Origin of the sequence: Thiomicrorhabdus heinhorstiae, assembly GCF_013391765.2 — a bacterium.
Lineage (GTDB): Bacteria > Pseudomonadota > Gammaproteobacteria > Thiomicrospirales > Thiomicrospiraceae > Thiomicrorhabdus > Thiomicrorhabdus heinhorstiae.
The window spans coordinates 53518-66353 of the sequence record NZ_JACBGI020000002.1; the positions used below are offsets into that span (position 1 = coordinate 53518).

The following is a 12836-nucleotide window of genomic DNA, read 5'->3' on the forward strand; positions in this document are numbered from 1 at the left end:
ATTTCACTTTCCATTTCTGCAGAAGCAAGGACGTTATTAATGGAACCACATTATCTGTCAAAATTATTTAATCCGACTTCCATTGCTGTTTTTGGAGCCAGTGACCGACCGGAATCAGTTGGTGGCACCGCATTTCAGAACCTTCTTACTGCAGGGTTTACAGGCAATATCTATCCTATCAATCCTAAGCATGCGCAGGTGCAAGGTCAAGCCTGCTATCCATCTTTGGAAGCCATTGATAATGAGATCGACGTTGCCGTTATTGCCACACCGGCACACAGCATTCAATCAATACTTCACGCTTGCGGCCAGGCCAAAATCCCATTTGCGATTATTCTCTCCGCTGGTTTTGAAAGTGAAGAAGGAAAACAGTTAAAGCAAACGGTGTTGAAAACCGCACGCCATTACAACATGCGTCTGGTCGGTCCTAACTGTCTGGGTATTATGCGCCCGAAAATCGGTTTGAATGCTACTTTTAGCAAAAACCAGGCACAACCGGGAAAACTGGCCCTGGTCTCGCAAAGCGGCGCCCTGTGTACCGGCGTTCTCGACTGGGCGGAATCCAATGAAATCGGCTTTTCTTTAGTGGCTTCAACCGGCGATGCCGCCGATCTCGACTTTGGAGAAATTCTCGACTATCTCGCCGTCGATGCCCAGACGCATAGCATTCTGTTGTATATCGAAGGGATCGTCAATGCACGCAAATTCCTCAGCGGACTCAGAAAAGCGGCGCGCATGAAACCGGTCATTCTGCTCAAATCCGGACGTATGCCGGAAGGAACTCAGGCGGCAATCTCACATACCGGAGCACTGGTCGGCGGAGACGATATCTTTAATGCAGCAATCGAACGCGCAGGCGTAGTTCGAGCAAAAACCATCAGCCAGCTGTTTGCCGCGGCAAAAACCCTTTCCTATGATTTAACCATAAAACGCAAACGCCTAGTCATTGTCACTAACGGCGGAGGACCGGGTGTTATGGCAACCGACCTCGCGGCCGAGCTTGGTATTAAAATGCCTCAGGTCAGTGAAGAAACCCAAGCGAAGTTGAACGAATTCTTACCGGAGCACTGGTCACATAATAACCCAATCGATATTTTGGGAGACGCGACTCCCGAACGCTATCGCAAGGCGATTGAAGTCTGTCTTGAAGACGACGCTTTTGATGCCGTTCTGGTGCTGTTAACACCCCAGGCAATGACCGACCCGGTTGCTATCGCCGAAAGCCTGGTTGAATTATCCAAACAAGGAAAACACAAAAAACCGTTGCTGACCGCCTGGTTGGGAGACAATCTGGTCGGACCGGCAAGGGAAGCCTTTACCAAAGCGCACATCCCGACGTTCCGCACGCCGGAAGCCGCGGTGGAAGCGATGCACTTCGTTACCGAATATCACCACAACCAAACGTTGTTACAGCAGGTTCCCGAACCAAACAAGCACGGCCATTTCGATATTGATGGCGCGCGCCGCATTATCCACAACGCCTTGCACGATAATCGCACACTGCTGAATACCCTTGAAACCAAGGCCCTATTGAAAGCTTTCCAGATTCCGGTTACTCAGGCGATGATTGCCAATACTCCGGCAGAAGTGCTGGTTGCCGCGGAAAACATCGGATTCCCGGTCGCAATCAAAGTGCATTCCGACCTGATTACCCACAAATCCGACAGCGGCGGAGTCAAACTGAATATCGAAACACCGAGTCAGCTGCAACGTGCTTATAACGAATTGATTGAATCGGTCAAAGAACACTATCCGAATGACGATATCCGTTCGGTGAGTATCGAGCCGATGATGCGCATGTCGCACGCCCGCGAACTGATTATCGGTGTCAGCCGCGATCCGGTCTTCGGCCCGGCAATCTCTTTCGGCAGCGGTGGCACCATGGTAGAAATTCTTAAAGACAGCAGCAGCGCTTTACCGCCACTGAATGCTTTTATCGCCCAGCGCATGATCCAGTCGACCAAGGTCAGCAAGATGCTCGGCAACTATCGTAATTTGCCGGCGGTAGATCAATCGCAACTGATCGACATTTTAATGAACCTTTCCGATATGGTCAGCGAACTGCCGGAAATTCTTGAGCTTGACTTGAACCCGGTATTGGCCAATGAAGAACAAACCCTGGCGGTCGACGCGCGTATTCGCGTGCAGCGGGTTGCCAGCAGTCAGGCACCTTATTCCCATATGGCGATTCACCCCTATCCGACTCACTTGGAAAGTCACTTCACCAGTGCTTCCGGTCTGGACATCTGGATTCGTCCAATCCGCGCCGAGGATGCCGAACTGGAAACTGAATTCGTCTCCAACCTGTCAGAACATACCAAATTCCTGCGTTTCATGCAGAGTGTGAAAAACCTGAGCAAAGAGATGCTGGTACGTTTTACACAGATCGACTATGATCAGGAAATGGCATTTATCGCTTACACCGAAGAGCATGGTAAAACAGTTGAACTGGGAGTCACCCGCTACAGTACTAACCCGGACGGGAAAAGCTGTGAATTCGCACTGGTTGTCCGCGACGATTACCAGCATCAAGGAATCGGCAGTCAGCTGTTGGAAAGCTTGATCGAACATGCCCGAAATAAAGGGTTGAAGCGCATGACCGGTGAAGTCCTGAAACAGAACCAGAGCATGCTTCAGTTGGTCTCGCAGTTCGACTTTCAACTGCTTCCTTGCGAAGACGACCCAGGCATTATGATTGTCGAAAAAGCCCTGTAATCCGAATTACGAGGGCTTCATCATGGAGCGGAGACTTTGCAGGTAATATATTTTGCCTGCTCCGCCCCAATTCCCATCCTCAATCTCATGAATAATCACCCATACACGGGCCGCATTCAGAATATTATCGTCAGTTCCTTCCAAGCGTAGAATCAGCTCCGTCAGTTGCTGAGTCAACTTCTGCTTTACCGTCTCGTTTAAAGTTCCTTTAAAGACCGTCAGCTCAAAGCGATAATGCGGCTTGGATGCCGGTTCCCCGGCCATATAAAAATCGTCCAGATCGAAGTGATGCAATTGAGCCCAAGCCAAACGGCGTGCTTTGGGATTTTCGGCCATCCCTTCCAGACCTAATAAAATATCCGTCGCCTCCGAAGCTAAAACAGCCTCGTCACGCTTACTTAAAACACCCGACGGCAGATGAATAGAAATTAACGGCATACAACCTCCCGAAACCAAAGGGGAACTCAAATATAACAAATCCAGATTGCATCGAAGTGACATCGCAAGTCAAGCGAATGATACCGGTTCAGGATTGACACAAAACATCACCGGAATTCAGAAGTTTTTTATTATCTACTATGCCCTATCATCCTATAAAAGCGCAACACTATTTCCATCACAAACACGAAAATACCGAACCATAAAAAGTTGTGAATTTCGTTAATGCCTTAACATCAATAACATTTGCAGGAAGATATGAACCTGCGCACTCAATCAGAATAATCAGGCTCCTCCTCAATTTTGTTTTCAAGCGGCTCCGATAAACTTTATTTGCCAAAATTCATACCGAACACTTGTTAGTTGTTATACACTTTTTAATGCTACATTAATTTATATGTATATGTTTTTTCACGCTTATGCGTATATGTACCTATTTTGAAAAATGCTTCAAACAACTAAGAGTTCTACAAAAGGGCAATTTCCATGTTTAACTTGAAATCCATCATTCTACTGCTTATGGTTTCTTTTTTAGCAGGCTGTTCATCGCCATGGACGAACATTCACTCCTATGATCGCGAATACGGTAAAACAACCAAACTCATTCCACAATTCAACATCCCTGCGAATGGTTCTTATATTATGCGTCGAATCGTGCGCCCTTCGGAGCCCAACGAAATTTATATGGGGCTGGAATCGAGTAAAGACTATGTCAATGTAGTGGATTTCTGGTTAGAGCTAAAACAAACCTCGCATGGTGACTACTACCGGCTCCACATTATTCCCCAAAAACTTTCTAAAAGCATAACCAATCAATGGAAGCCTTGGATTATTGTCAAAACACCAAAACCCGACTCTCTCTTCTTTCCTGTGAAACTCCCTGAAAATTTCTGGGCAAAAGCCGATTCAGGGCAAATAATTTCTGAATGGTTTATCTGCGATTCGTGCTTTAAAGAAAATCCTGCCAAGTTTACAAGCATGGTGCAGGCGCGCTCCGCGGATACCTATGCAGAAGGTAATAAAAACTGGCTCTTTGATTTTGTTGAAACTCCAACACATAAACCGAACTGGAGTGGCAATATCGAAGCGAGAGAACAGCAAATTCAAGCCGAACTGGATGCCAAAGAAGAAGAGAAACAGAAAAAGTTAGATGCTCTGGCTGCGGATCTTCCACCGGAATTGAGAAGAGACAAATACATGGTTCAATTGTCTACCTACCTGAAAAAACAGGATTACAAATCTGCTTTAAGAATTTTCCCCAGACTGGAAGCTCTACCGGTAGCTCAGGACCCGTCATTGAAATTCTTTTACGGAGAAGCCCTGCTAAGAACAGGCTCACCGCAGGAAGCCTTAACCAAGTTATACGAATATGTTAACGAACAAGGTAGAAATGCGACACATTATGGAAAAGCGCTGAAGCTGATCAATGAAGCCGAATCGCAGATTTAACGTGTAAATTGCATGAATAGATTGTCCGGACTAACTTCTCTTCTTGGCTTAATGGCGGTTCTTGCATTCAGTATGAATGCAAACGCTCAGCAATCCAGTAGAGAAGAACAAAGTATTGAACAATTTGAGACCCAACTCGACAGGGCGGTTAAAAGTGTTTGCCATGGGTATGTAATCGACTCCCTGCCTGAGTTTATGTCCGGAGTTCAAAATTGGTTAAACGAAAACACGCCCTTTTGCCAAACCGTTCGAACACTGCCCGACGATCAGTCTGCCTACGAGCTGTTAAAAAAGGAAAAACCGGAAGTCGACTATACAAAAGATCCAAATTACAAGGTCAAATACTTATTTGGCTATAATGAAGATCTTTACCGCAACAGCGACTGCGACGACTGGATGTGCGAACACATTCGCAATCAGGTTTTCAAACAAGGACACCCCATCAGCCTGATCGACTACAAAAAAGTTGAACAGCATTGCGAAGAGCGTTATGAATGTATCGAAAGCTGGTTTAAGAGCTGGCCGAGAGCCCTGCCTCAAAATAACTCGACTCCATCCAAAACCGTAGTATCACTGGACGATCTTCTCGGTAATGGGCCGGCTACTGCTACGGATGGAACAACAATTCCCCCATCAACTCATCAATCCGGCTTGACGCTGGATGATATGCTGGACCAATCTCCTTCCTCAGCCACCAGTAGCGACTCAACAAACCAAACTATCTCTTCGGATATCACTTTAGATAATGTCTATTCCGGTCGTGAAAAACTGGCCATGAACGACGCCCTCTCTAAAGTCAATTCCTATAACAGAGGTTTATCCAGTAAGTGTAACTGCTCACTAAAAAACTCCGGCTGCTACTCTTTACCTTCAAAAGCCTTATTGAACAGTGCAAGCGAAATCGAACAGCAACGGTATGGACTTTGTGCACAGTGGCAACAGCTGACTGCACAGCAACCCGGCAACGCTGAACAAGCCGAAACGCTTTCCGGCCAATTGGCAAAACTAAAAGACGGTGTCAGTCGACTGGATCAAAAAATGAATGGCATGGTTAGCAACTGGAAAAAAGAGCGGCAACGCTTAATCGCTCAACAAAAACAACAGCAAAAGGAGCGTAATGATTCCGGTTGGCTGGCAGGTATGGCAATGATCGCGCTGCAAGCTGGAGCTGCAACCAACGGAATAATCTCTGCCGAACAAGCAGCTCAAAATGCCGTCACGGTCGCCAAGAGTGTTCAGGGCGGCGAAAACTGGGCATCGGCCATGACCAACACCCTATCCTCTACGGTTCCCAGCTACAAGGGCAGCCCTCAAAATTCCGGATCGCAGGGTTCAAATACAGGCGGCAATAGCATCTCCTGTTACAACGCAGGTCAATCCATCTGCATCGATTACACTGTTTACGACCAAAATCAATTTAATCAAATCAAGCGGCAATGCCAGGTAGGTAATAACCGAATTGTGTCATCTTGTGAAGTTGAAGCTTCTAAGCGCTGTACTCACAGCAGCTCTACCGCTCGGTCTGTGACTTACTCATATATGTCTTCGCCGGAGGACGTCAAACAGTCCTGCCTTTCAAGCGGCGGTTCTTACAACTAAACGACTCAAAAAAAGCTTAATCACGTTATTGCGTGATTTGGACTTGTGATTTACAGGTTAAAAACCTGCACATGCGCAGACAATAAAAAAGCCTCGTTAGTTTTCACTAACGAGGCTTTGGAATAATGGCGCGCCCGAAGGGAGTCGAACCCCTAACCGCTCGGTTCGTAGCCGAGTACTCTATCCAATTGAGCTACGGGCGCTTTGTTGTGGCGTATTATAGAGTTAATTAATGAAGTGTCAACCCTATTTTTACAGTTTTATTTCAGTCGAAATAAATGGCGGAGACGGAGGGATTCGAACCCTCGATAGAGCTACAAACCCTATACTCCCTTAGCAGGGGAGCGCCTTCAGCCTCTCGGCCACGTCTCCGAAGTTAGGCGCGTATAATACCGATTAACGTGGGCTTTGTAAACCATTTAAGATGAGTTTTTTAGCAATTTTCCCGAAAGCCTTAAAATAAATTTTTTTATGAGGCCTGATCGGCGGTTTGTTCGGGTTCGGCAGGCGAACTATCTGATTGAGTTTTATCGTTTTTGAGTAACTCTTCGCGATGAATCGGTACTTCTTTCGGCGCTTTAATTCCCAAACGAACCTGCCCGCCTTTTACCGATAAAACCGTGAGAGTGATATCTCCATCGATAATTAAGGATTCGCCTTCCCTGCGCGTCAATACCAACATAAGGATTCCCTCCATAAACATCCAATTTAGTATATTCAATGTAAATGGCGACAGAATCCATATTTTCTATATGGATTTATAAAAATTCGGCATAAAAGTTGATTCGCCTTAATTTTAAGCGGCAAACTCCAGAGGAGGGACATAATTTTAACGAACATAAAAAAACCCGCACAAAGGCGGGTTTTATCAACACTCGTCGAATGGTGTTACTTATCCAATTCAAAAGCGTCATGCAATGATTGAACGGCCAATTCTAGGAACGACTCTTCGATCACTACCGAGATCTTAATTTCGGTGGTACCGATCATCTGGATATTGATATTTTGATCAGCCAGGGTCTTGAACATCGTGCTGGCAATACCGGAGTGTGATTTCATGCCGACGCCAACCATGGAAATTTTTACGATGGTATCGTCGGAAAGCACTTCACGCGCACCCAGCTTGTCCGCAGTTGCCTGCAAAATTTCAAACGCAGTATCCACATCATTGCGGCTAACGGTGAAAGTGAAATCGGTTGTACCGTCAACACCCTGATTCTGGATAATCATATCAACTTCGATATTCGCATCGGAAATCGGTCCCAAAATCTGGAAAGCGACGCCCGGCTTATCCGGTACACCCAAAATCATTAATTTGGCCTCGTCGCGGCTGAATGCGATTCCCGAGATCAAAGGTTTTTCCATCTCATTGTCCTTAAATTTGTCTTCTGAAGTAATTAAAGTCCCGCCGCCCTCTTGCATCGAGGAAAGAACACGCAGAGGCACATTGTATTTGCTGGCAAACTCAACCGAACGAATTTGCAGAACCTTGGCACCCAAGCTGGCCAGTTCCAACATTTCGTCGTAGGTGATCGTATCAAGACGTTTCGCCTGAGGTACCACACGCGGATCGGTGGTATAGACCCCGTCGACATCGGTGTAGATCTGGCATTCGTCGGCATTCAAAGCCGCCGCCAAGGCAACTGCAGTGGTATCCGAACCGCCGCGACCCAGCGTAGTAATATCGCCGTCCGGAGAAATCCCTTGGAAACCGGCAACGACCACAACTTTTCCCTGACCGACCTGTTGCAGAATTTTCGTTCCGTCAATACGCTCGATACGCGCTTTGGTGTGAACTTCATTGGTTTTAATCGGTACCTGCCAACCGGTGTAGGAAACTGCCGGATAACCTTTGGCTTCCAACGCCATGCTCAAAAGAGCGATCGTCACCTGCTCACCGGTCGTCAGCAAAACATCCATTTCACGTTTGTTCGGACGATCCTGAATCTCTTTAGCCATCGCAGTCAAACGATTAGTTTCACCGCTCATCGCCGATACCGCAACCACCACTTGATGACCGTCGTCGGCATATTTGGCAACCTTATTAGCTACATTCTGAATACGCTCAATGTTGCCGACTGAGGTACCCCCATATTTTTGAACAATTAATGCCATTGATTGATTTTTACCTATTTACAATTATTTCGCTTCAGCCCATGCCTGAACCGAAGCCAAAGCCTCATCCAATTTACTTGGGTCATTTCCGCCAGCCTGCGCCATATCCGGACGACCGCCGCCTTTTCCGCCAACCTGCTGAGCAACGTGGTTAACCACCTCGCCCGCTTTGAACGTTGCAGTAATCGATTTACTGACACCGGCAACCAAGGCGATATTGTCGCCGTCGACTGCCGCCAGAACGATGACGGCCGGTTCAAGCTTATCTTTCAGCTTATCAACCGTCTCACGTAGCATATTGCGATCCGCACCTTCCATCTTCGCAGCCAAAACATTTGCGTCACCGACCTTAACCGCAGCACTTGCCAGATCGTCACCTTGCGATGCCGCCATTTTGGCTTGCAGCTGTTTCATCTCTTTTTCCAATGCACGGTAATCGCTCATCACCTGAGCCACCTTGGTCGCCGCCATCTGCTTATCGGATTTCACCGTTTCGGCAATCTGCGCCAGCGACTCTTCCGCACTGTAAATCGATTTCCATGCCGCACTACCGGTAATCGCTTCAATACGGCGCACACCGGAAGCAATCCCGCTTTCGGAAACGATGCGGAAAGGCCCGATATCACCGACCGAATTGACGTGAGTTCCACCGCACAGCTCGATCGAGAAATCGCCCATATCGACGACGCGAACCACATCACCGTATTTTTCGCCGAACAGCGCCATCGCACCCTTGGCTTTGGCATCCTCGATCGCCATTTCACTGATAGTGACCGGCGTATTCTGCATGATATTCTGGTTAACCAGAACTTCGATTTCATGCAACTGTTCTGCACTGATCGGCTCGAAATGCGAGAAGTCGAAACGCAGGCGTTCTGCCGAAACCAGGGAACCTTTCTGACCGACATGGCTACCCAAAACCTGACGCAAAGCCGCATGCAACAAGTGCGTAGCCGAGTGGTTACGCTCGCAGTCGCGACGACGTTGAATATCGATTTTGGCGTGCATGTTATGGCCGACGGTAATCGAACCGGCGGTCACCTTACCAGTGTGCAGGAACAAAGCTCCCTGCTTCTGGGTATCGTCAACATGGAAGCTATGCATCCCTTCGGTCAAACTTCCACAGTCGGCAGTCTGTCCACCGGACTCGGCATAGAAAGGCGTCTGATCCAGCAGGACAATCCCGCTTTCGCCTTCATTCAGACGTTCAACCGCTTTGCCGTCGACAAAAATCGCCTGAACGGTAACATCCGCTTCATCACTCATATAGCCGATAAAACGCGTCTCACCGTCAAACTCGATACGTTGCGAAGCACTGGCGAAATTACTCGCCGAACGTGCTCGCTCTCTTTGCGCTTCCATCGCTTTGCCGAAACCGTCGTGGTCGACTTGCAAACCTTTCTCACGCGCTACGTCAGCAGTCAAATCGATTGGGAAACCGTAGGTATCGTATAGTTTAAACGCCATTTCACCATCGATAATCTTGCCGTCCATATCGGCAATATAGTCTTCCAACAGCTTCATACCGTTTTCCAACGTTTCCGCAAAACGCTCTTCTTCCAATTTCAAAACACGGATGACGTTATCCTGTTCTTTCGCCAATTCAGGATAAGCGGTCCCCATCTGCTCGACCAGAGTCGGAACCAGCTGATGAAAGAAAGGCTGGGTTTGCCCCAGTTTGTATCCGTGACGAATCGCACGACGAATAATGCGACGCAATACATAACCGCGCCCTTCATTAGAAGGCAGAACACCGTCGACGATAGTAAAGGCACACGAACGAATGTGATCGGAAATGACGCGCAAAGAGCTGTTACTCAGTTCTTTTTCACCGGTCAATTCGGAAGCTTTTTTGACTAGGGCCTGGAAAAGATCGATATCGTAGTTGTTGTGAACGCCCTGCATGACTGCAGCCAGACGCTCCAAGCCCATCCCGGTATCAACCGACGGCTTCGGCAATGGCGTCAAGGTTCCATCGGCGGCACGGTCAAATTGCATGAACACCAGGTTCCAGATCTCGATATAACGGTCACCGTCTTCATCCGGCGAGCCCGGAGGACCACCGGCAACTTCTGCACCGTGATCGTAGAAGATTTCGGTACAAGGCCCGCAAGGACCTGTATCGCCCATTGACCAGAAGTTGTCCTTGGCACCACAACGCGAGAAACGCTGATCGCTGACACCAACCTCTTTCAGCCAGATGTCGGCCGCTTCGTCGTCCTCTTCAAATACCGTTACCCACAGCTTCTCTTTAGGCAGTTTCAACTCTTCCGTCAGGAACTTCCAGGCAAACTCGATGGCTTCGCGCTTGAAATAATCACCGAAGCTGAAGTTTCCGAGCATTTCGAAAAAGGTGTGATGACGTGCGGTATAACCGACGTTTTCCAAATCGTTATGCTTACCACCGGCACGAATACAGCGCTGGACGCTGGTCGCACGGGTGTAATCGCGCTGTTCCAAACCGAGGAAGGTCTCTTTAAATTGCACCATCCCCGCATTGGTAAACAACAAAGTCGGGTCGTTGGCAGGTACGACCGGACTCGAATGAACCGCCGTATGCTGCTGCTTAACAAAAAAGTCTATAAAAGCTTTTCTGATTTCTGCACTCGTCATGTGAATAGAACCTTAAAACGTAACTAAAATTTAAATCCGTATCTTTTCAACGAAACGCTTTGCGAATCGTCGATGAGTAAAATCCGCGGCCTTGCAAAAAACGCATGCGCTTTGCCTGCTCTCTAATCTCTTTCGGGCGTTGCACACTGCCGTACTTTTTGTCCAGACTCTGCCTTGCCAGCTCGACCCAATCGGCTTCATCCCAGTCGAGATAAGCATCGATCAAGGACTCATCAGAACAAGTCTGCTGCAACTTCTGGCGAATTTTCAAAGGCCCCTGTCCTTTGCCACTCAAACTGTTGACCGCCTGCTCGATATAGCGTTCATCACTCTGCCAGCGGCGTTCGACACAAAGCTGCAAAACCTCGTCAATCACTCCGTACAAAGCACTTTGATCCAGCCCGTTTTCTTCCTGTAATTCCACCGACCAGGGGAATTTGGTGCGAAGCTTCTGTCTGAGTTCTTTTAAACCGTGTTCACGCTGAGCCAACAATGCTACGGCTCGCGCTTCGATCCGATGGCGAAATTCATCTTCGCTCGGCTTCCGGTTGTCTACCGTTTTCGTGGACAGCAGTCCACGCTCGGCAAGAAACTCTTCGGCGGATTTCAAAACGCTTAGAAGCCTTCCAGCATTCCGGCTTCAGGCGCAGCGTCCGAATCTTCCGCTACACTCTTCTTGTTTTGCGGCATCAACTTGGCCTTGATCTGCGTCATCACTTCTTCGGCAGCATCCGGATTGTCGATAAAGAACTGACGCGCATTGTCTTTACCCTGCCCGATTTTCTGGCCGTTATAACTGTACCAGGAGCCGGATTTCTCAATCAATTTCTCCTGTACGCCAAGATCGATAATTTCACCTTCTCGGGAAATACCCTGACCGTACAGAATGTCGAATTCAACTTGTTTAAACGGCGGCGCAACTTTGTTTTTAACCACTTTAACACGGGTCTCGTTGCCCAGAATCTCGTCGCCTTTTTTAATCGCACCAATACGGCGAATATCCAAACGCACCGATGAATAGAATTTAAGCGCGTTACCACCGGTCGTGGTTTCAGGATTACCGAACATGACACCGATTTTCATACGGATCTGGTTGATGAAAATCACCAACGTATTGGTACGCTTGATATTGGCAGTCAGTTTACGCAGCGCCTGCGACATCAAACGTGCCTGAAGACCAACGTGCGAATCCCCCATATCCCCTTCAATTTCCGCTTTCGGAGTCAAGGCGGCAACCGAGTCGATTACCACGATATCCACCGCCCCGGAACGAACCAGAGAGTCGGTGATTTCCAAAGCCTGTTCACCTGTATCCGGCTGAGATACCAGCAGGTTATCGATATCGACGCCCAATTTTTCCGCATAGATCGGATCCAGTGCGTGCTCGGCATCGATAAAGGCGGCGGTTCCGCCGGCCTTTTGCATCTCGGCAATCGCATGCAAAGTCAAAGTGGTTTTACCGGACGATTCCGGCCCGTAAATTTCGATGATACGACCTTTCGGCAGACCACCGATTCCCAATGCGATATCCAGACCCAAAGAACCGGTAGAAACCGCCTCAATGTCTCGCGGCGCAGTATTGTCGCCCATTCGCATGATCGAGCCCTTACCGAACTGCTTTTCAATTTGTCCTAAAGCTGCCGCCAAGGCTTTCTTTTTATTCTCATCCATGGGTGCCGTCCCCTTCTTTCGTATCGTCTTCGGTTTAATCGTTTGCCAAATCGGGCGGAACCTAACTGCGAATTCCAACCACGAAAAACCCTTTGTTTCGTCAGGAAATCAAAATTGATTTCGACGACAAAAAACAAAGGGTTACTTGATTTTTTACGGGCCTAAATCAAAAGCGGAATTATCCCATAAAATTTCTCTAAATCCTAGGAAAGTAAATAATTATGCTACTGAGCATT

9 protein-coding genes and 2 tRNA genes are annotated in these 12836 nt (G+C 48.0%); 3 read left to right on the top strand and 8 right to left on the bottom strand.

Annotated features, from left to right (window positions below):
* Positions 1-39: 39 nt before the first annotated feature.
* Positions 40-2715: a bifunctional acetate--CoA ligase family protein/GNAT family N-acetyltransferase gene (locus H8792_RS02040; RefSeq protein WP_194947482.1), complete on the top strand. Its 2676-nt coding sequence runs from the start codon at positions 40-42 to the stop codon at positions 2713-2715.
* A gap of 6 nt (positions 2716-2721) precedes the next feature.
* Here H8792_RS02040 and H8792_RS02045 read toward each other — a convergent pair whose 3' ends face one another.
* A complete protein-coding gene (locus H8792_RS02045; RefSeq protein ID WP_194947483.1) occupies positions 2722-3153 on the bottom strand; it encodes a tautomerase family protein in 432 nt (143 codons plus the stop codon).
* Positions 3154-3639: 486 nt separating this feature from the next.
* Here H8792_RS02045 and H8792_RS02050 point away from each other — a divergent pair, with 486 nt between their 5' ends.
* Complete coding sequence (locus H8792_RS02050; RefSeq protein ID WP_194947484.1) at positions 3640-4602, top strand: hypothetical protein; 963 nt, start codon at positions 3640-3642, stop codon at positions 4600-4602.
* A 12-nt stretch (positions 4603-4614) separates the two neighbouring features.
* The gene (locus H8792_RS02055) at positions 4615-6201 is read left to right on the top strand and encodes a hypothetical protein (protein WP_194947485.1); all 1587 of its coding nucleotides are present in this window, start codon (positions 4615-4617) and stop codon (positions 6199-6201) included.
* Positions 6202-6327: 126 nt separating this feature from the next.
* On the opposite strand, the gene H8792_RS02060 is transcribed toward H8792_RS02055, so the two are convergent.
* From H8792_RS02060 to recA, 7 genes are all read right to left on the bottom strand, one after another.
* Positions 6328-6404 (bottom strand) — tRNA-Arg (locus H8792_RS02060).
* A 76-nt stretch (positions 6405-6480) separates the two neighbouring features.
* Positions 6481-6573: transfer RNA gene (locus tag H8792_RS02065), tRNA-Ser, on the bottom strand.
* A gap of 97 nt (positions 6574-6670) precedes the next feature.
* The gene (gene csrA / locus H8792_RS02070) at positions 6671-6883 is read right to left on the bottom strand and encodes a carbon storage regulator CsrA (RefSeq protein ID WP_194947486.1); all 213 of its coding nucleotides are present in this window, start codon (positions 6881-6883) and stop codon (positions 6671-6673) included.
* Between the two features lie 206 nt (positions 6884-7089).
* Complete coding sequence (locus tag H8792_RS02075) at positions 7090-8316, bottom strand: aspartate kinase (RefSeq protein ID WP_194947487.1); 1227 nt, start codon at positions 8314-8316, stop codon at positions 7090-7092.
* A gap of 24 nt (positions 8317-8340) precedes the next feature.
* Positions 8341-10929 carry an alanine--tRNA ligase gene (alaS, locus tag H8792_RS02080; protein WP_194947488.1) on the bottom strand — a complete coding sequence of 863 codons (2589 nt, stop codon included), beginning with the start codon at positions 10927-10929 and terminating at the stop codon, positions 8341-8343.
* A 46-nt stretch (positions 10930-10975) separates the two neighbouring features.
* Positions 10976-11539, bottom strand: a complete 564-nt coding sequence (locus tag H8792_RS02085) for a regulatory protein RecX (RefSeq protein WP_228766891.1) — start codon at positions 11537-11539, stop codon at positions 10976-10978.
* A gap of 5 nt (positions 11540-11544) precedes the next feature.
* Positions 11545-12600 carry a recombinase RecA gene (gene recA / locus H8792_RS02090; RefSeq protein ID WP_194947489.1) on the bottom strand — a complete coding sequence of 352 codons (1056 nt, stop codon included), beginning with the start codon at positions 12598-12600 and terminating at the stop codon, positions 11545-11547.
* Between the last annotated feature and the right edge of the window lie 236 nt (positions 12601-12836).